Source organism: Corynebacterium nasorum (assembly GCF_022345765.1).
Lineage (GTDB): Bacteria > Actinomycetota > Actinomycetes > Mycobacteriales > Mycobacteriaceae > Corynebacterium > Corynebacterium kefirresidentii.
In genome coordinates this window covers 21,902-45,779 of sequence record NZ_JAKRDR010000014.1, presented here as the reverse complement: position 1 = coordinate 45,779, position 23,878 = coordinate 21,902, and the positions used below count along the sequence as shown (strand labels likewise).

At 59.1% G+C, this 23,878-nt stretch carries 21 protein-coding genes; 12 read left to right on the top strand and 9 right to left on the bottom strand.

Features of this window, described 5'->3' with window-relative positions; genetic code table 11:
* Positions 1-1,860, top strand: a complete 1,860-nt coding sequence (locus MHK04_RS09575) for a chorismate-binding protein (RefSeq protein WP_023020143.1) — start codon at positions 1-3, stop codon at positions 1,858-1,860.
* On the top strand, positions 1,851-2,603 hold the full coding sequence (locus tag MHK04_RS09570) for an aminotransferase class IV (protein ID WP_023020144.1): 753 nt from the start codon (positions 1,851-1,853) through the stop codon (positions 2,601-2,603). Before MHK04_RS09575 ends, MHK04_RS09570 begins: the two co-directional genes overlap by 10 nt.
* 191 nt (positions 2,604-2,794) lie before the next feature.
* On the opposite strand, the gene MHK04_RS09565 is transcribed toward MHK04_RS09570, so the two are convergent.
* The 4 genes from MHK04_RS09565 to MHK04_RS09550 all read right to left on the bottom strand — a co-directional run bounded on the left by MHK04_RS09565 (position 2,795) and on the right by MHK04_RS09550 (position 6,621).
* A complete protein-coding gene (locus MHK04_RS09565) occupies positions 2,795-3,157 on the bottom strand; it encodes a hypothetical protein (RefSeq protein ID WP_023020145.1) in 363 nt (120 codons plus the stop codon).
* Between the two features lie 21 nt (positions 3,158-3,178).
* Positions 3,179-3,700, bottom strand: coding sequence for a phospholipase A2 family protein (locus MHK04_RS09560; protein WP_152687310.1), 522 nt, complete (start codon positions 3,698-3,700; stop codon positions 3,179-3,181).
* Positions 3,701-4,070: 370 nt separating this feature from the next.
* Positions 4,071-5,012 carry an oxygen-dependent tRNA uridine(34) hydroxylase TrhO gene (gene trhO / locus MHK04_RS09555; RefSeq protein WP_023020146.1) on the bottom strand — a complete coding sequence of 314 codons (942 nt, stop codon included), beginning with the start codon at positions 5,010-5,012 and terminating at the stop codon, positions 4,071-4,073.
* Positions 5,013-5,124: 112 nt separating this feature from the next.
* Positions 5,125-6,621 (bottom strand): DUF1846 domain-containing protein, encoded by a 1,497-nt coding sequence (locus tag MHK04_RS09550; protein WP_023020147.1) that lies wholly within the window; start codon positions 6,619-6,621, stop codon positions 5,125-5,127.
* A 127-nt stretch (positions 6,622-6,748) separates the two neighbouring features.
* Here MHK04_RS09550 and MHK04_RS09545 point away from each other — a divergent pair, with 127 nt between their 5' ends.
* Positions 6,749-7,564, top strand: coding sequence for an Fpg/Nei family DNA glycosylase (locus MHK04_RS09545; protein WP_239207688.1), 816 nt, complete (start codon positions 6,749-6,751; stop codon positions 7,562-7,564).
* Positions 7,565-7,582: 18 nt separating this feature from the next.
* On the top strand, positions 7,583-9,160 hold the full coding sequence (locus MHK04_RS09540) for a bifunctional ADP-dependent NAD(P)H-hydrate dehydratase/NAD(P)H-hydrate epimerase (protein ID WP_239207689.1): 1,578 nt from the start codon (positions 7,583-7,585) through the stop codon (positions 9,158-9,160).
* Here MHK04_RS09540 and MHK04_RS09535 read toward each other — a convergent pair.
* On the bottom strand, positions 9,157-9,798 hold the full coding sequence (locus tag MHK04_RS09535) for an ABC transporter ATP-binding protein (RefSeq protein ID WP_023020150.1): 642 nt from the start codon (positions 9,796-9,798) through the stop codon (positions 9,157-9,159). The genes MHK04_RS09540 and MHK04_RS09535 overlap by 4 nt on opposite strands.
* 1 nt (position 9,799) lies before the next feature.
* On the bottom strand, positions 9,800-10,783 hold the full coding sequence (locus MHK04_RS09530) for an ABC transporter permease (RefSeq protein ID WP_239207690.1): 984 nt from the start codon (positions 10,781-10,783) through the stop codon (positions 9,800-9,802).
* Positions 10,784-10,888: 105 nt separating this feature from the next.
* On the opposite strand from MHK04_RS09530, the gene MHK04_RS09525 reads away from it, so the two are divergent.
* The 4 genes from MHK04_RS09525 (at position 10,889) to MHK04_RS09510 (ending at position 14,453) form a co-directional block, all read left to right on the top strand.
* Entirely contained in the window at positions 10,889-12,037 is a 1,149-nt protein-coding gene (locus MHK04_RS09525; RefSeq protein ID WP_239207691.1) for a sensor histidine kinase, read from the top strand.
* Positions 12,030-12,647, top strand: coding sequence for a response regulator (locus MHK04_RS09520; RefSeq protein WP_239207692.1), 618 nt, complete (start codon positions 12,030-12,032; stop codon positions 12,645-12,647). Before MHK04_RS09525 ends, MHK04_RS09520 begins: the two co-directional genes overlap by 8 nt.
* Positions 12,647-13,621: an NAD(P)-binding domain-containing protein gene (locus tag MHK04_RS09515; protein ID WP_239206466.1), complete on the top strand. Its 975-nt coding sequence runs from the start codon at positions 12,647-12,649 to the stop codon at positions 13,619-13,621. The genes MHK04_RS09520 and MHK04_RS09515 overlap by 1 nt, the downstream gene beginning before the upstream one ends.
* Positions 13,622-13,703: 82 nt before the next feature.
* Entirely contained in the window at positions 13,704-14,453 is a 750-nt protein-coding gene (locus MHK04_RS09510; protein WP_239207693.1) for a DUF364 domain-containing protein, read from the top strand.
* Here the strand turns inward: MHK04_RS09510 and MHK04_RS09505 are convergent.
* Positions 14,450-15,040: a VanZ family protein gene (locus MHK04_RS09505; protein ID WP_232212565.1), complete on the bottom strand. Its 591-nt coding sequence runs from the start codon at positions 15,038-15,040 to the stop codon at positions 14,450-14,452. The genes MHK04_RS09510 and MHK04_RS09505 overlap by 4 nt on opposite strands.
* 78 nt (positions 15,041-15,118) lie before the next feature.
* Here MHK04_RS09505 and MHK04_RS09500 point away from each other — a divergent pair, with 78 nt between their 5' ends.
* Positions 15,119-16,093 carry an MDR family oxidoreductase gene (locus MHK04_RS09500; protein ID WP_034655607.1) on the top strand — a complete coding sequence of 325 codons (975 nt, stop codon included), beginning with the start codon at positions 15,119-15,121 and terminating at the stop codon, positions 16,091-16,093.
* 63 nt (positions 16,094-16,156) lie between these two features.
* Here the strand turns inward: MHK04_RS09500 and MHK04_RS09495 are convergent, their stop codons facing one another.
* Positions 16,157-16,627 carry a MarR family winged helix-turn-helix transcriptional regulator gene (locus MHK04_RS09495; RefSeq protein ID WP_023020158.1) on the bottom strand — a complete coding sequence of 157 codons (471 nt, stop codon included), beginning with the start codon at positions 16,625-16,627 and terminating at the stop codon, positions 16,157-16,159.
* 332 nt (positions 16,628-16,959) lie between these two features.
* On the opposite strand from MHK04_RS09495, the gene MHK04_RS09490 reads away from it, so the two are divergent.
* A complete protein-coding gene (locus MHK04_RS09490) occupies positions 16,960-17,601 on the top strand; it encodes a hypothetical protein (protein ID WP_232212566.1) in 642 nt (213 codons plus the stop codon).
* On the opposite strand, the gene leuS is transcribed toward MHK04_RS09490, so the two are convergent.
* Positions 17,602-20,448 carry a leucine--tRNA ligase gene (leuS, locus tag MHK04_RS09485; protein WP_239207694.1) on the bottom strand — a complete coding sequence of 949 codons (2,847 nt, stop codon included), beginning with the start codon at positions 20,446-20,448 and terminating at the stop codon, positions 17,602-17,604. It abuts the gene before it with no gap.
* Positions 20,449-20,621: 173 nt separating this feature from the next.
* Between leuS and MHK04_RS09480 the strand changes: the two genes are divergently transcribed.
* Entirely contained in the window at positions 20,622-23,195 is a 2,574-nt protein-coding gene (locus tag MHK04_RS09480; protein WP_239207695.1) for a hypothetical protein, read from the top strand.
* Between the two features lie 10 nt (positions 23,196-23,205).
* The gene (locus MHK04_RS09475; RefSeq protein ID WP_023020162.1) at positions 23,206-23,838 is read left to right on the top strand and encodes an MOSC domain-containing protein; all 633 of its coding nucleotides are present in this window, start codon (positions 23,206-23,208) and stop codon (positions 23,836-23,838) included.
* Positions 23,839-23,878 lie beyond the last annotated feature (40 nt).

The following is a 23,878-nucleotide window of genomic DNA, read 5'->3' as shown; positions in this document are numbered from 1 at the left end:
ATGATCCTCCTGCTTGATAATTACGATTCTTATACCTTCAACCTGGCTCACCTCATTGCAGAGGTAGACGGCCGTCACCCACTCGTTATTGCTGCCGGCGAGGCGGAAGGTCTGGCCGAGCGCGTCCGTGCCGGCGAATTTTCTCATGTGGTGATTTCTCCTGGTCCGGGCACGCCTGAGCGGGAGGAGGACTTCGGTGCTGCCCGAGCCATCATCACCGCCGCAGCAGCGGCCGAGATTCCGGTGCTGGGCGTATGCCTCGGCCACCAAGGGCTGGGCCTGTTGGCCGGCGCTCAGGTTTCTCGTGCGCCACAACCGCGCCACGGTTTTGTCTCCACTATTAGCCACTCGGGCGAGGGCATCTTTGCCGGAATCCCGCAAAATTTCGAGGTAGTGCGCTACCACTCCTTGCAGATTGACGAGGTCCCCGGTATCACCGTTCATGCCCGTAGCGAGGATGGCGTCATTCAAGCGCTCAAGGTCGATGGTTTGCCTCACTGGGGCGTGCAATTCCACCCGGAGTCGGTGCTTACCCAGCACGGCCGGGATATTATGCGCAACTTCCTGGGTGGGTTCCGCCTGATCCACCGCGAGGTGCCCGGCGCGGTGGACTGCCCGCGGGTCTTTGCTACCCTGCGCGCCGAAGGAAAAGATGCCTTCTTCCTCGACTCCGCGGATCCGCGCGGGCGCTACTCCATCCTCGGAGATACTGCCGGCACGTTGAGTCGTTCTTTCCGCTATCGGCTTGGTGACGCCCCCGATATCCTTGCCCTCTTGGACCGCGAGCTCGCTACCCGCGTCGCCAACGCCCCAGAACTTCCTTTCACCGGCGGGCTCATCGGCTACCTAGGCTATGAGTGCGCCCAGCTCACCCTGCCCATTGAGTCAAGCCACCGCTCCCCTTACCCAGATGCTTATTTTGTGCGGCCGCAGTCTTTTATGGTCTATGACCACCGGGAAGAAACAGCGCATCTGTGCTGCCTGGCTGGCGACGGCGCCGAGCAACTGCTGGACCGATTAGAAGCCGCCTTGAGTGCGGATGAACCACAGGAGACTGGGGAGGGCAGCGGGGCGTCGCTAAGCGCAGGCGCCTGGCGCAGCCCCGGCTACCTGGAGCGGATTAAGCGCGCTCAGGAGTTCCTGCACGCCGGGGAGAGCTACGAAGTCTGCCTGACCGATACCTACTCGGCCGGGGCCGAGGGGGAGCTTTATTCCCAACTGCGCTCACACAATCCCGCTCCCTATGCCGCGCACCTCGTCTTCGATGGCGTGGAAGTCTGCAGCACCTCGCCTGAGCGCTTCCTCACCGTGCGCGGCCGTGAGGTGGAAGCCAAGCCGATTAAGGGCACTATCTCCGCCGACCAGGATCCGACGTTGCTGACCACGGACCCGAAGACGCGCGCCGAAAACCTCATGATCGTCGACCTGCTGCGCAATGACCTTTCCCGGGTATGCGAGCCCGGCAGCGTGCGCGTACCGAAGTTGATGCAGGTAGAAAGCTATGCCACGGTTCATCAATTGGTGTCCACCATTACCGGAGCGCTGCGCGCCAATGCCACTGCGGTCGATGCCCTCCGCGCCACCTTTCCTCCCGGCTCGATGACGGGCGCGCCAAAGCTGCGCACCTGCGAAATCATCGATCAGCTCGAGACCGGCCCGCGCGGGGTCTACTCCGGCGTGGTGGGCTACTTGGGCTTCGATGGGCAAGCCGATCTCAGCGTGGTCATCCGCACGGCCGTACGCGCGAGCGGTGAGGTCACTATCGGGTCCGGCGGGGCCATCGTTTTGGATTCGGATCCGGCCGCCGAGCTAGAAGAGCGCAACCTTAAGGCGCAGTCCGTATTAGGGGCATGGCAGTGAGTACCTATCTCTGGCACGAGGGCGGCTTTATTCCCAGCCAACCCCATCCCGGTCCCTTTGACGTTGCGGATTCTTGGCGGATGCTTGGCGACGCCCACTCAAGCGCCCTTCGCCTTCACCTCCGGCGCTTCGAGTCGGTGGCGGGGCCGCTTCCCGCTGGGTTCGTGCCTGCGATGCTACAGCGCTTCGCCCCCGGCGATCTTTTTCCCCGCATCTCGCTAGCCGCAGGACAACTGCGCCTCGATATTCGCCCCGCACCCCCTGCACGCCCAGTCACCCGGCTAACCTATGCGCAGGCACCCGACCCGCGCTCGCAGCCTTTTGTCAAGGGCCCCGATTTCCCGGCACTGGCACGCTACCGCGCCGAATACCAGGACGACGGTGCCGATGACACCGTCATTGTGGATTCCTCCGGTGCCATGGTGGAGACCACCACCGGCGCGCTCGTCGCCTGGGAGGAGGAGACGCTTATTCTCTCCACCGGGACGGCGCTGCCCAGCATCACGCTGCACCAGGTCACCCAGCGCGCCGCGGCCCTAGGCATACGGACCGAAACACGCCCGCTCACCCCGGAGCTCGCCACCGAATGCCCCCTGTGGTTCCTCAACTCGCTGCACGGAATCAGCCCGGTGACCGAACTATACACACCTACCGGCATCATCTATCCGCCCTGCAACCAGCACACCGCCACCTGGCAACAGTGGTGGTGGGACTCCTTCCACAAGGAAACGGCGCGCGACTAGCTCTCCTGCTTGGCTAGCTGGGCTGCCAACTGCGTTTGCACTGCATGTTGACCGTAACCAGTCATGGGTACTGACTCTCTAAGTCGACTGTCCTCTACAAACACCTAACCACCCAGTCAGTAAGCACGAGAGCGGCCCCGCCTACTATGTTCGATAGGTAGACGAGGCCGCCGGAGAAAAGACTCAAAATCCTAAGCTGTTTGCTTTGAATTAACTTTCAACTTTCGAGCTATCAAGGTACAAAGGGTCGACATCACTAGTCCCGCACCAAATACCCAAACAAGGGCCGGCGAGAAGATCGCAGTTTGCCCATCATTTTTTAAACCGATTAACAGACCGACTGCAATGGCAATGATGCCGATGATCATTCCTGTCAACTGAACTTTCGCGGACTGTTTCGAGAGAATTAACGTGGTAATTGCGGAAACCGCAGATAGAATAATGACCACAGTGCCGATCCAACCGATTCTGACTGGGGCCATAAGAACGAGAGCCACCCCTAAGACGGCCGCCACCAATTCAGGCCAAAGCGGACGGAGGTTTCCACTTGCCATAGTTACTCTCCTTTGCTTCTCTTATCCCGAAATCGTAGGGTTCCACTGGCTAGGATGAACTGCAGTCACAAAAGCAAAATAGGTTCCTGCAGTAGAAAGACAGCCTCCCCTACGCGGATCGGCAGCATTTGGATAAACGCTCTTGCAAATATGAACCATGTCCTTATTTAGTTGAATATTGCAGCCCACACGCTCACCGGGATCCTGATGGGCTCCGTAGCACATGTCGTGCTTTGCGCATGCGCCAGAGAAATCAGCATTGTCGCCAGGAGCGGGGAACTGATCGGGAGAATTCGTACAATAGTCATTCAGATTTCCCTTTGAAGGGTCATACACATAACCCGGTGGGGGTTCAACCCCTGCTCGGTTGAACATTACAATGTGCTTATCAGCAAGAGCCTTTTGAGTCTCGGTAGATGTAGTTACAGGTTCCTCTTCAAATTCGGCATCGAGATCAAGATTCTGAGATGCTGCCCACTCATCCAATTGCTTAGCAACCTCGGGAGGCAATTCTTTTCCAACAGCATCATTAACCGCGTTCACCGTCTCATCAGTTTGTTCAGCCGCAACGGCGGACGGAACTGCAACAGAAATCGCACCTAGGGCAACGAGTGCAGCCGCGGCAACGCGCCCCCCTTCATCTTAAAATTGGGCATAAACTAAACTCCTCAAGTCAAATGTGAAAACCTTAGGCCCGCCTGCCACCGATGCGTACGATCTTTGCAGCGCAACGGCCAAAGCTGGACCTATAAAAATCAACATACTTGAAAATACTATGCAGCAAGTAAAATGGCAGTAAAATCTTATTAATACTTTGGTTAACACTCAGCCCACGCAAAGACGAAGCAAAGCATCTGCTGGGCGCTGCATCTAGCGATCTCGCGCCTGTTTTAAAGTACCTAGCAATTTCTAATCAAGCCTTGGAATCTTGGTCGACGAATTTTGCTGCTACCTCGGCGCAATCTGGCCGGCCGCAGTGTTGGGTTTCTACGTGCTGGATGCAGTCATCACATATAAGCACCTGCTGGCGGCAGGTATCTTCATTGATGCAATTGTGGAAGGTATTCGTGCCTTTGCCACAGTGCACGCAATGGCCCAGCTGGATAAAGCCTGGGTCCTGGAGTCCTTGGCCAAACTCATGGTGCATGCGCTTATCAAAGACGTACATTGAGCCTTCCCACAGGCCATCATTGCCGTACTTTTCGCCATAGCGCACGATGCCACCATCGATCTGGTAGACCTCTTTGAAACCACGATTCTTCATCAACGAAGACAGGATCTCGCAGCGAATACCGCCGGTGCAATAGGACACCACCGGCTTATCTTTCATCCAGTCGTACTTGCCGGACTCAATTTCTTCGATGAAGTCATGCGTGGTTTTCACATCGGGCACGACGGCATTTTTAAACTTGCCAATCTCTGCCTCCATGGCGTTGCGCCCATCAAAGAAGACGACTTCCTCGCCACGTTCTTCTACTAGTTTATTAACCTCTTCTGGCTTGAGGTGCACGCCGCCCCCGACGACGCCGTTTTCATCCACCTTCAGCTCGCCCGGCGCGCCAAAGGCCACGATTTCATCGCGCACCTTGACCGAAAGGCGCGGGAAGTCATCCGCTCCGCCCTCGGACCACTTGAACTGCATGCGCTTAAAGCCTGGGTATTCCTTGGTCTGGCGGACGTAGCGCTTGCAGGCTTCCATATCGCCACCTACGGTGCCGTTGATGCCGTGCTCAGAGATGAGGATGCGGCCCTTGAGACCCAGGGACTCGCACAGGGTGCGCTGCCACAGCATGATTGCGGTGGGATCTTCGATGGGGGTAAAGCAGTAATACAGGAGAACTTTGCCAATAGTCACGCCCCAATCTTAGGCCCGCAGCTGGGTAGATCCCCAATCTTGTAGTTGTTCTTTATAAGACTGCGGCCCCTCCAGCACGGGCTGAAAGGGCCGACCCTCTACTACGCAGAACCTAGCGCTTCTGGTACAGCGCTTTCTTGCGGGCAAAGACGGGATCAGAGGTCACGAGCACGCCCAAATTGCGGAAGATTCCCTCATCCACCGAACCCAGGATGGTGGTGGTGTGAACGTCGCACCCGGCAAGCTCCTTGATCTGTTCCAGCGCCTTTCGGGCATTGTCATCCTTAGCTGCAGACACGGACAGGGCGATGAGCACCTCGTCGGTATGCAGGCGTGGATTCTTGGAACCCAGGTGCTTGGTCTTAAGCGTTTGAATCGGCTCGATGGATTCGGGCGAAAGCAGATGGATATCGTCATCGATGCCGGCCAGGTGCTTCAGGGCGTTGAGCAGCATCGCGGCCGAGCAGCCCAGCAGAGGCGCGGTACGGCCGGTGATCATGGTGCCGTCGTGCAGCTGCATAGCAGAGGCAGGCTCGCCGGTTTCTTCCGCACGTTGGCGCGCGGGCGCCACCACGGGGCGATCTTCTACCTTGATGCCGGCCTTAGCCATGATGACCGCGGCACGCTCAGATTGTTCGGTACCCAAGCCAGCGCGGGCCTCTTCCACCTGAGCCTTAAAGTAGCGGCGGATGATTTCTTGCTGGGCGGCGGCGCGGCACACGGCGTCATCAGTAATGCAGAACCCAGCCATGTTCACGCCCATGTCCGTGGGAGACTCATACGGGGTGGTGCCGGTGAGCTTTTCCAACAAGGTGCGCAGCAGCGGGAATGCTTCCACATCACGGTTATAGTTCACGGTGGATTCACCGTGGGCGGACAGATGGAAGTGGTCAATAATATTGGAATCGTTGAGGTCCACCGTGGCGGCCTCATAGGCCAAGTTCACGGGGTGTTCAAGGGGGAGATTCCAGATAGGGAAAGTTTCAAACTTAGCGTAGCCAGCATTATTGCCGCGCTGGTGCTCGTGGTAAACCTGCGAGAGCGCAGTGGCCAGCTTGCCGGAGCCAGGGCCCGGCGCGGTGACAACGACAAGATCGCGGGAGGTTTCCGCAAACTCATTGCGGCCAAAACCCTCTTCGGACACGATTAGGTCCGTATTGGTGGGGTACCCAGGGATAACGCGGTGTCGGGCCACCTTGAGGCCAAGGCGCTCTGCCTTTTCGATGAAGGCCTCGGCTTGGGAGTTTCCCTCCTCCAGCTGGGTCATGACGATGTTTTCCACCAAGAATCCGCGGCTGCGGAATACATCTACAAGGCGCAGCAGGTCATCTTCGTAGAGGATGCCTAGGTCGGCGCGCACCTTCTGGCGGGAGATGTCCTTGGCATTGATGCAAATGAGGATTTCTACGTCCTCTTTGATGCGCTCCAGCATCGCGATTTTATTGTCCGGGGTGAAACCCGGCAGCACGCGGGAGGCGTGCATATCGTCAAAAAGTTTGCCGCCCATCTCCAAATAGAGTTTGCCGCCGATTTCCTCGCGGCGGGCGTGAATGTGCTTTGACTGCAGCTCGATATATTTCTCGCGGTCAAAGCCGATTTTGTGCGTCATGATTTGAAAGCCTTCCCCTGAGTTAAATCATTCCGCATTTCGAGTTTACGCTATTGTCACCTCCCAAATAAGTGGGCTGGTTAGCGGCAGGTTTGGCCGAAAATTCTTCCCGATTAGACTGGCTTCTATGCCTGAAGGTCACGTCATCCACCGCCTAGCCAATAAATTCAACGCGGATTATCGCGGTATGCCGCTGCGCGTGACCAGCCCGCAGGGGCGCTTCGCGGCGGAGGCGGAGATTCTCGATGGCGAGCGCATCGAGCTGGCCGAGACCTACGGTAAGCATCTTTTTGTACACTTCACCGCTCCGGATCCGCGCCATATCCTCTATATTCACTTAGGGCTCATCGGCAAGCTGCGCTTCGAGCCCCGCGAGGAGACCGGCGGACAGATTCGGGTGCGCATTGATAATGGCACCGAGGCCGCCAACCTGCGCGGACCACAGTTTTGCCGCTTGCTTACAGAAGAGGAGTACCGCGCACAACTGGCCAAGGTAGGCCAGGATCCGCTGCGCCCAGACGCCGATGTGGAGGCCTTATGGGCCAAGGTGCACAAATCGCGACGCAGCATTGGCTCGCTGATGATGGACCAGCACCTCTATGCCGGCGTGGGCAATATTTACCGCGCAGAAACCCTCTTTCGCCATGGCCTCTCCCCTTTCCTGCCTGGCCGCGACGTTTCCCGTGAAACCTTTGACGCCACGTGGGCCGACCTAGTGCAGCTAATGGAGTACGGGGTGGAGCACGGCCGCATCGATACGGTTCAGCCCGAGCATTCTCCCGAAGCCATGGGGCGCGAACCGCGTAAAGACGACCATGGCGGGGAGGTATATGTCTATCGCCGCGCCGGTTTGCCCTGCTATGTGTGCGGCACCCCAGTGGCGGAAAGAGTCATGGAGGGACGCAACCTATTCTGGTGTCCGACCTGCCAGCCGGCTCCTTAAAGGCCTATCCTGGCGGGCATGCGATATGCCTATAGCGTTGCTGCCGTCCGTGCGGCGGAGGATTCCCTTCTAGCCCAGCAAAACTTTGCCGATGAGCTCATGCGCTTGGCCGCGCGCGGCGTAGCAGCCACGGCCGCAGCCATGCTCGGCCCTGGGCGGCGAGTGAGTATCCTCGTCGGCCCAGGCGGCAATGGCGGCGATGGCCTCTACGCTGGCGCTTTCCTGGCGGAGGATGGTTATTCAGTCGAGGCCATCCTCGCGGCGAATAGCGCCCACGAACCCGCACTGCAGGCGTTTACCGCAGCCGGCGGGACCATTGTGCACAGTCTGGGGGATGCCGATCTGCTTATCGACGCCGTCGCCGGCCTCTCCTCCACCCGCGGCCTTTCCGGTGCCCCGCTCAGCGCCTATGCCGAAGCCAAAAAGCGTGGCGTTCCAGTCCTAGCGGTGGATATTCCCTCCGGGATTAACGCCGATACCGGTGTGGCTGCGACCGATGCGGTGGAAGCGGACGTGACCATTAGCTTTGGCTGGGCCCGCGCCGGACACTTCTGTGCCCCAGAATGCGGCGCGGTGGTGCTCTGCGATCTCCTCTTGCCAGGCGCGCCGCGCTCTTTTGCAGAAGAGCTGTCTGCCACCGCAGAACCGGTGGGCCATATCGCCAATGAACCCACCATCCCCTTGCCCTATCAGTGGCCAACCGAGCCGGTACTCACGGGTGACCAAGGCCTGGTTACCGCCCCAAAGCCGGTGGGCTGCACGGGGCCAATTCTGGATCCGACGCCGGGGGCGAAAAGCACCAAGTACACCGGTGGGGTTACCGCGGTATGCGCTGGCAGCACTACCTTTCCCGGCGCGGGCATACTCGCCGCCACGGGCGCGGTGCGGGCCACCCCCTCCATGGTCCGCGTCGTAGGAAATGACTCTGTAGTCGCAAGCCTGCCGGAGGTAGTGCCCCATGCATGCGCCGAAGAAAAGGTCCATGCTCAAGCCTGGGTGGTAGGCCCAGGGCGAGGCACCGGGCCGAAAGCGGCAGCGGAATTACAGGCTGTGCTGGCACGCAAGCTGCCTACAATTATCGATGCGGATGCGCTCACGGTGCTCGCAACAAATGAGGATCTGCGCAAACTTGTGCGCGATCATCCCTGCGCCATTCTGACCCCGCATGCCGGGGAATTTGAGCGGCTCTATACGGCTACGCTTGGCCGCGCACTCGATCTTTCGGAGGGTTTAGGCGTACGCCTACAGGAGCTTGCCTTAGCGCTCGACTGCTTTATCCTGCACAAAGGCCGGATCACCACGGTCACGGCCCCCGGTCAGGAAATTTATGGCATGAACGCGGGACACTCCTATGCAGCTACCGCCGGATCCGGTGACGTGCTTTCTGGCATCCTTGGCGCCACGCTAGCCCAGCTGAATATCGCTGAGGTGGATGCGAAGGGGATCATTGCGGAGATCTTGCACGCCGCAGCCATACACCAACACGCTGCCGCTATTGCCGCCCATACCCCAGACGGCTTCGGAATTTGCTCCGCCTCCCAGATTGCCGCGGCGGTGCCCCAAGCAATCGCACGGTTGCTAGTGATGCGACGCTAGCTGAGCGCGGAAACCTTCTCCTGCTCAGAAACGTGGCCGTCTTTGACCTCGACCACGCGGTCAGCGAAGGTCAGCAGGGAGCGGTCGTGGGTCACCAGCACGGTAGCGGTCTTCATCTCCTGGGTGACATCGCGCAAAAGGCGGATGATCTCCTGGGAAAGGTGAGAATCGAGCGCAGAGGTAGGCTCATCCGCCAGCAGCAGGTCTGGCTGCTCCATGAGCGCACGAGCGATATTGACGCGCTGGCGCTGGCCGCCAGACATCTGGCCCATGCGGCGGTTTCCCATACCTGCCAGGCCCACAAAGTCCAATAGCTCATCGGCACGCTGTGGGCGCAGCTTGCGGCCAGCGATGTGATCCATAATCAATAGTTGGTCGCGCACATTGAGCGAGGACAGCAAGTTGGCCTGCTGAAAGATGATGGACCGGGTGCCATCTACCTGTACGAAACCAGAATCCGGGGTAATAAGCCCAGCGGCTACGGATAACAGAGTGGACTTGCCGGAGCCAGACTCGCCCACGATGGCGGTCAGGCTATTGGATTCGGCCTTGAGGGAGGCGTCGGCAAGCGCAGTAGTGGTTGTCTCGCCGTCCTGGTAGGTCACGGTGGCATTGCGAATATCAAGAATGGTGGACATGTTAAGCGTTTCCTCCAAGTGCATCGAGTGGGTTGGCTTTAGCTACGCGGCGGGTAGCGACGAGAGCGCCGGCCATACCGAGGACCCAAATACCAACCGCAGGAACGGCAATGCTGCGCAAAGAGACATCGAAAGGAACGGTGCCGGAGGCGAGCGCGCCGAGCGCCCACCCAACGACAGCGCCCAGGATGGTGCCGGCAGCCAAGATGATGGCGGCTTGTGCCAGGGCATCGCGCAGCAGGTAGCGCACGGTGGCGCCCAGCGCGCGCAAAATGGACAGGTCTCGGGTGCGCTGAATGGTCCATACGGTCAAGAAAGCGACGGTGACTAGCGCGGAGATGCCGTACAAGAAGCCCTGCATGGTAAGCAGCGAGCCGCGTTCAGACTGATAGCCCGCCAGACCGGTGAAGGACTTAGAAACCTTGACGGAGCCGGGAACCTCATGCTTATACAGTGCGGCGGTGCTCACCACGCCCTTCGGGGCGTGGCTAATCTGCTGCCAAGACTCGGTGGAAGCCCATACCACCGCAGAGTGGGAGTACATGGTCTCCGGAACAGTGCCCTCCACCGAGAAATCGGTGCCGCCTAGGGTGACGGTTTCGGCCGCATCGATGGAATCTGGCAGGAGCACGCCCTGCTCTGGGATGGTCTTATCGGTGCCCGGAACCTGGGTGCCGGCTGGCAAGCTGAGGACGGCAACGCCGCCGTGACCCTCCAGCTTGGTCTGCGCCGCGCCGAGGGGAATACCGTCGCTGGCGATATCGCCGGCATGCATCGCGGACTCGCTGAAGGAGGGGTCCTCGGTAGAGAAGGAAATATACGGGTACTCCTTTTCCAGGGACTCCAAAGCGGAAGTATTTTGCTTGGAAAGGCCCTCCGTTAGGCCGGAGAGCATCACCAGCAAAAGGGTGATGAGCGCAACCGTGCCGCCGATAAGCGCGAAGCGGCCGCGCGCTGTGGTGATTTCTCTGATTGCTAGGAACATACTTCTATATTCGCTTTATGCAGGTCAGAAGTAATCGGCCAGCTCGCTGAACCTCTAGTCAACCAAGTGGTTGATTCACTGTCCACCCTTGCGCGGATATCCTGGGTGGTTGTGTTTAAAGGACAGAAATTATGGGTCTATGGTTTGCACGCCATGTTCGCGTTTATGCTGGTCTTCGGCGTAGCGCGTGCCTACGTGGACGGCCGGCTCGATGCCCGCGTTATTGGCCTATCCATCGCACTCGCCGTGGTGTATGCCGCACAACGCTGGTTGCCCACGTGGCTTTGGCTGGGTGGACTTTGCCTCCTCTGGCTGGGCTTGATGGTCCATGCGCAGGATTTCATGTGGCTGGAATTCCCGCTTATTTTTGTCTTTCTGCGCGCCTTGCCCACCGTTCCTGGGTTGGTATCCATCGCCATATTGTGGGCGGCTGCCGCTTTCATCCCCGCCTGGCTACATCCTGAGGGCTGGTCCATCGCTGCGGCGGTAGGACCGCTTATCGGTACCGCCTTTGCGGCCACGGTCTTTTTCATCCAGCGGCGACTGCAGGCGGAGGCGGCGCACCACAGGGACATCGCTAGGCAGCTGCGCGAAACCCAGGCCGAGCTAGCCGCAAGCGAGCACCAAGCCGGCCGGCTGGAGGAGCGCGAGCGGCTCTCTCGCGAGATTCATGACACCGTCGCACAAGGTCTTAGTTCTATTCTGCTGCTCTCCCGTGCGGCCCGCGGCACCACTGATCCAGCAACCAAAGAAGAACAGCTGGAAATTATCGAGGAAGTCGCCAGCGAGAATCTCGCCGAGGCCCGCCGCTTTGTCCGAGAGCTCGCCGGCCCCGATGAGCGGCTGGAAACCCAGCTCAATTCCCTGCTATCCCAAATGCGCAGCCGCGTGAAAGCCTTGGGCGAAGATACCACCTTTGAACTGGTGGTCTCCGGCAGCGGCAAGGTGCCTGCCCAAATCAAAAAGGTCATTGTGCGGGCCGCGCAGGAGGGTCTCAATAACGTCATCAAACACGCCCACGCCTCGCGCGCGGTGGTCACGCTCGGACTTTTCGAAGATGCTGTCACCCTGGACGTTGTTGATAATGGAGGCGGCGTAACCGCCTCCCCTAGCAGGGATAATAAGGATCATGGCTTCGGGCTTACCGGCCTGCGCGACCGCGTGGAGAGCGTGGGCGGCACTATGAACCTAGAATCGGGCGAAGGCACCGCCCTGGCCGTCCGTATCCCGCTGAAGGAGCGAAGCAATGGTTAATGTCATGCTTATTGATGATCACCCAGTGGTCCGCGCCGGCCTGCGCGCCATCCTCAATACCTTCTCCGATGTCGAGGTAGTAATGGAGGGCTCCACCGGCGCGGATGTGGATAAGCTTTTTACTGCAGATGCCCCGCAGGTAGACGCTGTAGTCTGCGATATCCAGATGCCCGACGTGGATGGCATCGCAGCCACCAAGCGCGTAGTAGACGCCGGCGGCCCGCCCGTGCTCATCTTGACCACCTATGACACGCAGGCCGATATCCTCGCCGCCGTGGAAGCCGGCGCGATGGGCTACCTGCTCAAGGACTCCCCCGAGCAGGCGTTGCACGAAGCCGTCCTCAATACCACGGCGCACCGCCGCACCCTAGCGCCGGAGGTTGTGGATCTCCTCGCCCAGCGTGTAGGCCGACCGCAAGAATCACTGTCCACCCGCGAGCTGGAAATCTTGCGGGCGTTATCTAGCGGTTCCTCTAATAAGGAGCTAGCCAAGCAGCTGTTCATTTCCGAGGCCACGGTCAAGACCCACCTCATCCATATTTTCCAAAAGTTGGGCGTGGAAACCCGCACCGCCGCGGTGACCGTGGCACGAGAGAGAAAGCTCATTTGATGCTGGACTGCATAGTCATTGGTGCCGGCCAGGCAGGCCTCGCGGTGGGTTATTACCTGCGCAAGAAGGGCCTAGATTTTGTCCTTCTGGATGCAGAATCCGGTCCTGGCGCAGCCTGGCGCCATACCTGGCCCTCCCTGACGCTTTTTAGCAATGCGGCCTCTTCCAACCTGCCGGGATGGCCCATGCCCCACTACGAGGGCTTTCCACCGGCCAGCCACGTTATTGATTATTTTGCACGCTATGAGCAGCGTTATGAACTGCCCATTCGTCGGCCAGTCACAGTGGATGAGGTGACCCATGACGGCGCGTACTTCCACGTTTATGCGGGGGAAGAGAAACTCACCTCGCGCACGGTCGTAGCGGCAACGGGCACGTGGTCCGCACCTTTTATCCCCTACTACCCCGGCAACTTTGGCGGAAGGCAATGGCATTCCGCCTTCTATCCAGGCCCCGCGGACTTTGCCGAATCTACCGTGGCGGTCGTGGGCGCGGCCAATTCCGGTGCCCAAATCGCGGCCGAGCTCCTACTCTCCGGCGTAGAGACAACCTGGTACACCCGCAGCTCCCCGCGGTGGATGCCCGATGATGTTGATGGTCGAGTCCTGTTTCAGCGCAATCGCGCCCGCCTCAACGCAATGCTGCGCGGCGAACCAGACCCCGGCGCGGATTCGAACCTGGGCGATATCGTGATGGTCCCACCTGTCTTGCGGGCGCGGGATTCCGGGCTCTTGCAGGCCACTCCAATGTTTTCATCCCTCGATGAGGTCAACACAGACCACCTCATCTGGTGTACCGGCTTCCGGCCTGCCCTCCGGCCTATCCGCGGGCTCCTTGATGGTACCTCCCCCACCGTCGACGGTCTCTTCCTCGTAGGCTACGGCACCTGGACCGGACCCGGCTCCGCCACCATTACTGGGGTAAGCCCCTTTGCTAAACAGACTGCGCAAGCCGTTGCGAATATATGTGACTAAAGCTATAGGGTGCTCCCCACCTATTCGACTAAACTGCCTCCTCACAAGCAGTGCCAAACAATAAGGAAAAGCTGGTTTATTCATGTCCGCCTGGGATCTCTACGATGACCTCATCGATGCCATTCCCCGTGACATAGTGGTCTCCCGCGCTGCCCAAAACCCGCGGTGGACCCGCGTTTACACCGAAAGTCCTAGCTGCGGCGTGGCCATGACCATGTCAGCAACCTCCCGCCCCGCCCAGATGAGCGCTGAGTACTCCGGCGTTCCCTTACGTGCCATCGCACAGCTGGCCAAGAGTTGGAATTTCTCAGAGGCGTCCTTCGGCATGGCTGCGCTCAATTCCTATTACGCCACGCCTTCCGTGGCTGATGAACATGGCTTTGCGCTTGCCGACGCCCCCTGGCCCCAAATCTTCGATCCCTTCCGCGAAGCCGTCGCGGGTAAGAAGGTCGCCGTAATTGGCCACTTCCCTTTTGCGCCTAAGGCGCTCAACCAGGCGGCGGATTTTTATATGCTAGAGCGTTCGCTCAATGAGGGCGACTACCCCGATTCCGCCGCCGAGTACATACTGCCCGAGTGCGATTATGTCTTCATTACCGGCTCCGCCTTTGTTAATAAGACCGCGCCCCGCCTGCTCGAGCTCTCCCGCGAGTCCATCAATGTAATCTTGGGGCCCTCAACGCCTCTGGCCCCTATTCTCCTTCAGGACTACGGGGTATCACAGGTAACCGGCATAGTTCCCACCGACGCCGCCGGTATGTTTGAGTGCCTCGAAGAGGGAGATTCCCTCGATATGTTTAATTTCGGGCACCGCGTCAGCCTGGGTACTTAGACAATTACTCCGGCCACAATCGCAGCGGCGAGGGCACCCAAGCCCAATGCAGCCATCCAGCCGATAGCGCGGACGGCTCGCAGCTGCGCCTGTGCGCTCTTGCGGCTAACTAGGAACGCGCCCAAGGACGCTCCAAGGGTATTGAAAACCACATCGTCGACATCGCTAAAGCCCAGTGAGAATACATATTGGGTAGTTTCGATGCCCAAGCTGAGCGCCATCGCTAGAAGGATGGTTCCGCCACGGCCAAAGCGGACGTGGCGCGAATTTTGCCCCATCACTACCAAGCACGCGCCAAGTGGGAAAAAGAGCGCTATATTGCCCAAGGTATTGGTCCACGGCCCCCACCACGGATGAGGGTTATTAAAGCCGTTGAACATTTGCAGATCCAGGCTGCGGCGGGCATGTGCAGAGGCATCGAGCACGCCGGGAATATCAATAAACGGCTTGCCCACTGTAGCTACGGCAATAGCCACCACAACGACCACGCAGGCAACGCCAGCACTGCGCCACAACGTGCGCTTGGAAGGCGCGCCTTGCGCCCTTACCTGGTGCGAAGTGCGGGTGGATCCAGTGGTCGTCGTCATAATGCCCAAGTTAACAAGCCTGTCTGAAAAATTCCCGGGAGATTCGCTGTCGAATCCCTGCATCACATTTAACGTACGATGGTGAGCATGAGCACGCTACTAGTAACTCGCAACGAAGACAAAACCGTCACGACCTCCTTTGAAGAGGGAGAGTTCCTCAGCGAGGGTGACCTTACCGTTGATGTTTCTTATTCTTCCCTGAATTACAAGGACGCCATGGCAATCGCGGGCGACCGCGGTGTGATGCGCACCAGCCCCTTGGTTCCAGGCATCGACGTGGTCGGCACCGTTGCCGAGTCCAGCGTAGAGCGTCTACCGGTGGGTACCTTGGTCGCCTCCTTCGGTGATGGCCTTGGCGAGTTCCGCCACGGCGGCTACACCCCGAAGCAGCGCGTTAACTCCCAGGCCACCGTCGCGCTCCCCGCAGACTTCACCGCAGAACAGGCAGCTGCTGTCGGCACCGCGGGTTATACCGCTGCACTGTGCGTCAACTCTTTGCGCGGGCTTCCCGATGGCCCCGTTTTGGTCACCGGCGCAACTGGCGGTGTCGGCTCCATCGCCGTGAACCTCCTGTCCAATGCCGGGTACGAGGTCCACGCCATGACCGGCCGTCCAGATGACTATTCCCAGTATCTTCACGAGCTCGGTGCCCACACCATTGTGGACCGCGCCGAGTTCGCCGAGGCCGGAAAACCCTTGCAGAAGGCTACCTATGCCGGTGCTGTCGATACCTCCGGTTCCCATGTCTTGGCCAATGTATTGGCTCGCACGGTTTGGGGCGGTACCGTCGCCTCCACCGGTATGGCCGCCGGCCCGGATCTTCCCACCACCGTGCTGCCATTCATTCTGCGCAATGTGCACTTGGCAGGCGTCAATTCCGTAGACGCCCCACTGCACTACCGCCAGAACGCTTGGCAGCTCTTGGCCCGCAAGCTAGACCGTTCCATTCTTGAGTCCCTGACCACAACGATTCCACTTTCGGACGTGGTCGAGGAATCCAAGTCTCTTCTAGAGGGCACCCACCACGGACGCACCGTCCTCAAGATTTCCTAGGCCGCGCCCTAGGTAAAATTCCCCGGCACCCGCCGTCATGGCGGGTGCCTTTTGCATACGCGGTTAGGCTTCAGAAGCGAACTCTCCAGCGCCCTGCTCATCAATCCCACGCAACAACTTCCGAGAAATTTCCCCCAAAGTTTGTAGGTCTTCGTCACTAAGGGTGCTCACCACGATTTCATCAACTGCGGCGGTGTGGCGCGCTATTGCCGCACCGAAGGCGGCACTTCCCTTTTCCGTCACAGTGACTTCAATGGCTCGAGGCCCAAGTTCCGGTGCTTCCCGCCTGGAGACTAATTTTCGTGATTCCATGCGCACCAGCTGTCGATGCAGGCGCGATTTTTCCCATCGTAGTTCCGTCCCCAATTCGTGCGGACGGGTATGAATTTTGCGGCGGCGATGCAACACCGCCAAGACCGCATAGTCCGCTTCGCTTAGACTAGAGTCTCTCTGCAACTGTGCAGAAAGTCGCGCATGCAGCACCTCTTGCATAGTGACAAAATCTCCCCATGCCGCACTCTGCTCCACACGCATGGCTATCCTCCTTCGATTGCCGTTATTTAACAGCTTAAACAGCGCAGTTGATCTAGCAACCCATTAGGCGATCGGGAGTTGATACAACAACTCCTACTACTTTAATACGGCGGGCGTATAGCATGTCAACAATTTAATGCCCCTACATCTTTAGGGCCAAAGTCATAATTGCTTTGCTTTTGGAACACTATTGGCCGGGTTATCCAAATATTTAATCCGTTATGTTATTGCCGCAAAAATTAAATAGTTAAACAAAAAGTCTTAGTAGCGATCCGTCCGCTGGAACAAACGGCGTCTCGGGAGAAGCGACCGAAGTGTTTAAAATGGCGAGCATGGATAAGCTATTTAGCACATGTGGTTTTGATCTAATGGATATAGAAGAGCTCATCGCAGAGCTACCCACAAGCCGCGAAATATGGGATGCACCTGGATTTGATCGAGTCCTTTTTCACGCAGATCCGTCCGATATGGCGGTCACCGCGATGGAGTACGAAGGGGAGTGGGCCGCAGTTCCTTCGTATCGGGGAGGGGAACAGGCCCTAGGAACGATTTATCGCGCAACGCCCTATATCGGCATTGTGGAGACGGGGGATTTACGGTTCGCAGCACTGGCGGATGCACCCTTTGCCCTGCCAGCGGGAAACCCCGTCGGAGGCGAAAAGCTAGAGGGACAGGTCCAGCCGGCGGTTGTGGCCTTGCGGTACGAGGTGGGGGAGCCGGAGGAATTTTCTTTGAATTCTCCTGCTACCGAGCGCTTTTATCGGAACTTAAAGCCCAGCATGCTCAACCCGCAGGTAGAGGTGGCGGGAACCATCGGGCACATCGCCAAGCACAGCAATGAGCTGGGCATGGGGGAGTTTTGGGTATGCGACCTCGACGGCCTGCCGCTCATTGTGAACGAGAAACTGGAGGTCGGCCAGGGAATCCGGGCACACGGCATAGCGCTGTGCGCCACGGAGTTTTGGGAGGAGTGACTACTTGACGACGAGGTTGACCATGCGGCCCGGCACGTAGATCTTCTTCACTACGTTCTTTCCACTAGTCAGTTCGGCGATCTTGGCATCGGCCAGAACAACCTCGAAGACCGCCTCCTGGTCCGCATCGGCAGCCACGTTGATGCGGGCTTTGACCTTGCCGTTGATCTGTACGGGCACCTCGATTTCATCATCTACCAGGTACTTTTCCTCAAAGGTGGGGAAGGGCTGATAGGTAATGGTCTCGTCGTGGCCAAAGCGCTGCCACAGTTCTTCCGCGATATGCGGGGCGATGGGGGAGACCAACTGGGCGATTGGTTCGACGGCGGCGCGCGGTGCCTCGGTGCGATAGGTTTTGGTCAGGTAGTTGACGTACTCGATGAGCTTGGCCACCACGGTATTGAGCCGCAGGTTCTCATAATCATCGCGCACGCCTGCGATGGTGCGGTGCAGCTGCTTGAGATCACCCTCGCTCAAATTGGCGTCGGTAGTGGCCAGCTCTCCGGTGTCCTCATTGACGGCAAGGCGCCACAGGCGCTGCAGGAAGCGCTGGGAGCCGACGACGTCCTTGGTAGCCCACGGGCGGGAGGTGTCCAACGGTCCCATGGACATTTCGTACACACGCAGGGTATCGGCACCAAAGTCGCGGCAGATATCGTCCGGAGCTACAGCATTCTTCAGGGACTTGCCCATCTTGCCGTATTCCTGGTTGACCTCTTCTCCGTTGTAGTAGAACTTGCCGTCCTTTTCTTCTACCTCAGCAGCTGGCACGTACACGCCGCGGGAATCGGTGTAGGCATAGGCCTGGATATATCCCTGGTTGTACAGGCGACGGTAGGGCTCTTGAGAGCTGACAAATCCCAGGTCAAAGAGCACCTTATGCCAGAAGCGGGAGTAAAGCAGGTGCAGTACGGCATGCTCGACACCGCCGACATAGAGGTCGACACCGCCCGGATCCTGTGGGCCATGCTGGTCCGGTCGCGGGCCCGTCCAATAACGCTCGTTTTCAATATCGCAGAATGCCTCATCGTTGCGGGGATCGATGTAGCGCAGTTGGTACCAGGAAGAACCTGCCCACTGCGGCATTACGTTGGTATCGCGGAAGTAGGTCTGCGGGCCGTCACCCAAGTCAAGTTCTACCTCGACCCAGTCGCGCACCTTAGCTAGCGGGGGTTGTGGTTCGGAATCCTTATCCTCTGGATCAAAAGAAACCGGCTTATAATCTTCTACCTCTGGAAGCTCCACTGGCAGCATGGATTCTGGCAGGGCGTGGGCAAAGCCATCCTTGTCATAGACGATGGGGAAGGGTTCGCCCCAGTAGCGCTGGCGGGCGAAGAGCCAATCCCGCAGCTTATACTGCACCTTTTCCCGGCCAGAGCCGTCCTTTTCCAGCCATTCAATGGCCTTGGCAATAGCCTCGGCCTTATTCAGGCCGTTGAGATCTAGGCCCTTGTCATTGGCAGAATTAACCAGGGTACCGTCCTCGGTCCAGGCTTCTTCGTCCACGTTGCCGCCAGAAACAACCTCCGTAACGGGCAGGCCGAAGGTCTTGGCAAACTCGTAGTCACGGGTATCGTGCGCTGGAACTGCCATGATGGCGCCGGTGCCGTAGCCGGTCAGCACGTAGTCCGCGATAAAGATCGGGACCTTTTTCCCAGAGACCGGGTTGGTGGCATAGGTGCCAAGGAAGACGCCGGTCTTTTCCTTGTTTTCCTGCCGCTCTAGATCAGATTTGGCGGCAATATCGGTGCGGTAGGACTCCACGGCCTCCTTGGGATCATCGTGACCGTAGGTCCAACGCTCGTCTACGTCATCGTCATAAGGGATGGGGGAGAGGAGGGCGTCGACAAGCTCATGCTCTGGGGCCAGCACCACGTACTCGGCGCCGAAGAGCGTATCCGGGCGGGTGGTAAAGACCTCGATCTCGTAGCCCTCAGCGGGGAAGGAAACCTCCGCGCCGCGGGAACGCCCAATCCAATTGCGCTGCATAGACTTGACCTTCTCCGGCCAATCCAAAAGCTCTAGATCATCGAGCAGACGATCGGAATAGGCGGTAATGCGCATCATCCACTGGGACAAATTCTTGCGAAATACGGGGAAGTTGCCGCGCTCGGACTTGCCCTCTGCGGTGACCTCCTCGTTTGCCAGCACGGTACCCAAGCCTGGGCACCAGTTCACCGTGGAATTAGACAGGTAAACTAGGCGGAATTCATCAATTGCTGCGGCCTTTTCCTCTTCGGTGAGGTCCTCGTAATAGCGGCCGTCCTTAGTGGTGCGCTTATTGGCTTCTAGTTCTTTGATGAGCTCCGCAATGGGGCGAGCCTTTTGCTGCTCCTCATCGAACCAGGAGTTATAAATCTGCAGGAAAATCCACTGCGTCCACTTGAAAAACTCCGGATCCGTAGATTCTACGGAGCGGCGCGGATCGTGGCCGAGTCCCAACATGCCCAACTGGCGGCGCATGTTTTCAATATTCGCCTCGGTGGTGGTGCGCGGGTGGGTACCGGTCTGGATGGCGTACTGCTCGGCCGGCAGGCCGAAGGCATCGTAGCCCAAAGTGTGCAGCACGTTCTTGCCCAGCATGCGGTTATAGCGAGCATAGGTATCGGTAGCGATATAGCCCAGCGGGTGTCCCACGTGCAGGCCCGCACCGGAGGGGTAGGGGAACATATCCTGCACATTGAGCTTTTCCTTAGGCAGCTCGCCCGCATCGGTGGCGAGCTCGCCTACCGGGTTCGGGGCGTTGAAAGTGCCATTGTCTTTCCAGTACTGCTGCCAGGTCTTCTCGATCTGGTTCGCCAGCTCCGGGGTATAGCGGTACGAGGTGGAATCGCTCTGGGTATTCATAATCACACAGTGTAATAGCCGCGTGCCGGTGCGGTGTAGTTCGCTGCGCATTCCGCGACCTGCTGGGCACGCGCTCCCAAATTCTCCGCTGGACTCACCCCCGGCTTTCGGGTCATTTCCCCCGCTCGCAGCCAAAATGCAGATCTGCATGAAAATGATCTAGGCTGGGGTAAATGAGCCAGGAGAAGTTTCGCAGCCAGCTTTCATCTTTTGCAGACGCAGCGGTATTTCAGGGGATTCCGCACCTGCGCCTCTCCCCAGCCACCCACACTTTGGAGCTGTACCTACCAGCCTTAACCGCAGGTTATGAGCCAGAGGATCCCCAGTGGACCGTGTCCGCTCAGCTGCTCAATGACAGCGAGGACACTCGTAAGTTCTACTACGTGGAGGGCGAGGAGCCCGGGCTGTGGATCAGCATGCCCCACCCCTTTAGCCACCTGAGCGTCTCCTTTGAGGAGCACACCTTGGAATTCGCTGGTGTGGCCAATGGCGGCTTAGTGCTGGATTCCACCCATCGGCCGCTCGATACCACCGCAGCGATACCTAAGGGCTCATATACCTTCATCGCCCCTGCTGGCACGGAATTCACCAAGGCTAAGGCCGGCGAGGCTCGCTCACACGGCGCCTGGGAAGGTTGGTCCATCTTCCCACTAGAGGTGAGCCAGTCCTTCACGGTGGAAGCACCGCAACAAGAGCCCGCCACCATCAAGGTGTCTGGCAGCCCTGACTTTGCCTGGGATATGGCCGTCAAGTCGCTGCCCAATGCCCACGGGCTGGATGGCGAGCTGGTCTATACCCAGTCACCTCGCGTCATCGCGAACACTGAGCTCAGCATGGAATTGACCTATGTCCCCATCGGTGGGGAAGAAGAGGCCGTGCTGGAGGATGAGCTACCGGAGGGCATCCACGAGGTGCTCCCGGCAGATGCCTTCGAAGATCCCTGGGTAGGTCGTTACCGCTTTAGCTTGTACAAGGATGAGGAACTGGTGGATATCCAGTACCTTAACTTCGCGGAAACACTGCATATGCGCGCCAAAAACGAGGGCCCGCGCGGCACTAACTTCCGCTTCATCGACGCCCTGGGCAATCTTTCACCGTTTAGCTATGCCTTGGCTTCTGCGCCGAGCAAGCCCATCCAGATGGAAAAAGGCCAGCGCGTCTTTGGTGAGGACGAGAGCGTGCGCGAGGAGACCATCGGCAGCGAAGCCGGCTATGAGCTGACCTTCCAGGTGGAACCGGCGACGATTCGTACCCGGGTCAAGCGCACCGCGGCCGAACCAGTCGATTACCTCGATAAACAAGTCATCCTGGCAGATCAGCTCGATGCCGATGCCCTCTTTACCATCCACTCGCCGGAGCCATTACCGCTGGCAAAATTCGTGGTCATTGATAAAAACCAAAAGATCAGGGACCTCGTCACCGCCAATGGCTCTACGGAGGCGGCTACCAGCCTATCCGTGCCGAATCGCGCGCTGAAATCTGCACTGACGAAAAAGACCTCGCTGGAGCTTTATCTCTTGTGGTCCACGCTCTCCTATGAGGAGTATCTCGAGGGCCTGCCGGAAAAGGAGCGCGCAGCGCACCAAAAGCGCAGCTTTGACCGGCGCGTTATGGAATATGAAGCCACGGCGGCCAGCGACCTCATCTATGCCGCCATCGCCACCGTGCGCAAAGCTCCGTTGGTCTCCCGCGCCACCATCGAGGATGGCATCCTCGTCCCCGAGCAGCCACACGAGGAAGAGGTGGAGCTGCTGGCATGGGCTTGGCCACTGGGCAATCCCGCAGGCGAGCCGATGCCACTGGACCCCACCGAGGAAGGCTTCGAGCTGCCCGAGGAGCTGCTGGATGCCGGCCACCTCATCGTGGATTTCCGGGAGGACGAACCGGCCAGCGACTTGGCCGCGCCGCAGTACCCGCCGGCGAGCGCGCTTATCATCTTCCAGGACGGTGAAACCGCAAACACCGAAGGGTTGTGGCCCACCTACGCGGCTATGCGCCGCCTAGCGCCCAAGGCCAAGGAAACTTTCGAGGCGATCATCAAGGAGATTGAGGCCGATCCGCGTGCCAGCATGGATGCCCTCATGGCGGCGGATTTTGAGCCGGGCCAGCGCATGCGCGCCTTTGTCCGCACCGGCTTGGTCTCCCGCAATTTCCGCCGCGAGGAGCCGGCCGAAAAGCCTTCCTCACTGCTGGCCGCGCTTGCCGACGCCGCCCATGACTACATCGAAGCCCACGGCTCCGCCGCGCTCGCGCGCGTGCCGTCCACCGGCGTCGACGATGTCACCCGCCCAATGCTGCTGATGAGCGCCACAGGTGAGGCGCCCACACCATCGACGGCCAACGATCAGCTCTGCGACGATGCTCACCGAATCGCTGCACTGCGCGAATGCTTTGCCAACGACCTCGCGCTCACCCGCCTGGGCACCATCTCCAACCTGCGCAGCACCGCCCTGCAGCTGCGGGTAACGCTGCAGCAGCTAGGTGTGGATAAGTCCGTACTGCACACCTTGCTCGCGCTCGATGCCTTTGGTGATGGCAATTCGGAGCTCGGCGATTCCGCCTGGATGCCGTTTATCTCCTACGTCTTTGCCATCACGGCGCGCGGCGTGGCCAATGGCAAGCTGGCTGATCCCGCTTTCGCCGCCGCGCTTGACGGCGCCCTCCCGCAGCTAGCCGAGGCCGTCTCCCTCGCTCCGCAGCTGTTTTACCGCGATATTCTCACCGCGGAGGCGCTCACGCTCAGCTAGTGTGGCAGGCATGCAGGTCATTTCCACCAATGTCGCCGTCCGCCGGCCAGACCCGAGCGGGCGGCACGAGTTTTCGGGCATCGATAAGCAGCCGCAATCCTTCATCGATGTGGCTGCGCCCGGCCCCCATTATGGCGACGGTTCCGGCGTGCGCGGCGATATAATTGGTGATACCCAACATCATGGCGGCAATGATAAAGCCATCTACGCCTACGCCCGCGAAGAGTTGGACTACTGGCAATCCGAGCTTTCCCGCCCGCTGGCGTCTGGCTGCTTTGGTGAAAACCTCACCACCCAAGGCGTCGATCTGTCCGCTCTACTCATTAACCAACGCCTAAGAATCGGCACCGCTGTACTTGAGGTATCCGTTCCCCGCCAACCCTGTTCCACCTTTGCCGGCTGGCTAGGGGAGCGCGGGTGGCTCAAGCGTTGGACCGCCCGTGGCGATTGCGGTACTTATCTGCGCATTATTTCTCCCGGCCGCATCCAACCCGGCGACTGCATCACAATGGATGCGCCACCCAACCATGACATCACTATGCGCATCGCCTTTGCCGCCAAAATGGGCAACCGTACCCTTGCCCAGCGCGTAATCGAGGCTGGCTGCTTGCCCCCTCACCAGAACAACAGTCTGCGCGCCTAGCCCTACACCCTGCACTCTTATTCGGCGAGTTTTCCGTTCC

Bases quoted from the DNA above. Each gene is read 5' to 3' on its own strand.
- MHK04_RS09575 (WP_023020143.1), top strand. From the start codon at position 1: ATGATCCTCCTGCTTGATAATTACGATTCTTATACCTTCAACCTGGCT.
- MHK04_RS09570 (WP_023020144.1), top strand. From the start codon at position 1,851: ATGGCAGTGAGTACCTATCTCTGGCACGAGGGCGGCTTTATTCCCAGC.
- MHK04_RS09565 (WP_023020145.1), bottom strand. From the start codon at position 3,157: ATGGCAAGTGGAAACCTCCGTCCGCTTTGGCCTGAATTGGTGGCGGCC.
- MHK04_RS09550 (WP_023020147.1), bottom strand. From the start codon at position 6,621: ATGACGCACAAAATCGGCTTTGACCGCGAGAAATATATCGAGCTGCAG.
- MHK04_RS09545 (WP_239207688.1), top strand. From the start codon at position 6,749: ATGCCTGAAGGTCACGTCATCCACCGCCTAGCCAATAAATTCAACGCG.
- MHK04_RS09540 (WP_239207689.1), top strand. From the start codon at position 7,583: ATGCGATATGCCTATAGCGTTGCTGCCGTCCGTGCGGCGGAGGATTCC.
- MHK04_RS09535 (WP_023020150.1), bottom strand. From the start codon at position 9,798: ATGTCCACCATTCTTGATATTCGCAATGCCACCGTGACCTACCAGGAC.
- MHK04_RS09530 (WP_239207690.1), bottom strand. From the start codon at position 10,783: ATGTTCCTAGCAATCAGAGAAATCACCACAGCGCGCGGCCGCTTCGCG.
- MHK04_RS09520 (WP_239207692.1), top strand. From the start codon at position 12,030: ATGGTTAATGTCATGCTTATTGATGATCACCCAGTGGTCCGCGCCGGC.
- MHK04_RS09515 (WP_239206466.1), top strand. From the start codon at position 12,647: ATGCTGGACTGCATAGTCATTGGTGCCGGCCAGGCAGGCCTCGCGGTG.
- MHK04_RS09510 (WP_239207693.1), top strand. From the start codon at position 13,704: ATGTCCGCCTGGGATCTCTACGATGACCTCATCGATGCCATTCCCCGT.
- MHK04_RS09505 (WP_232212565.1), bottom strand. From the start codon at position 15,040: ATGACGACGACCACTGGATCCACCCGCACTTCGCACCAGGTAAGGGCG.
- MHK04_RS09500 (WP_034655607.1), top strand. From the start codon at position 15,119: ATGGTGAGCATGAGCACGCTACTAGTAACTCGCAACGAAGACAAAACC.
- MHK04_RS09495 (WP_023020158.1), bottom strand. From the start codon at position 16,627: ATGCGTGTGGAGCAGAGTGCGGCATGGGGAGATTTTGTCACTATGCAA.
- MHK04_RS09490 (WP_232212566.1), top strand. From the start codon at position 16,960: ATGGATAAGCTATTTAGCACATGTGGTTTTGATCTAATGGATATAGAA.
- leuS (WP_239207694.1), bottom strand. From the start codon at position 20,448: ATGAATACCCAGAGCGATTCCACCTCGTACCGCTATACCCCGGAGCTG.
- MHK04_RS09480 (WP_239207695.1), top strand. From the start codon at position 20,622: ATGAGCCAGGAGAAGTTTCGCAGCCAGCTTTCATCTTTTGCAGACGCA.
- MHK04_RS09475 (WP_023020162.1), top strand. From the start codon at position 23,206: ATGCAGGTCATTTCCACCAATGTCGCCGTCCGCCGGCCAGACCCGAGC.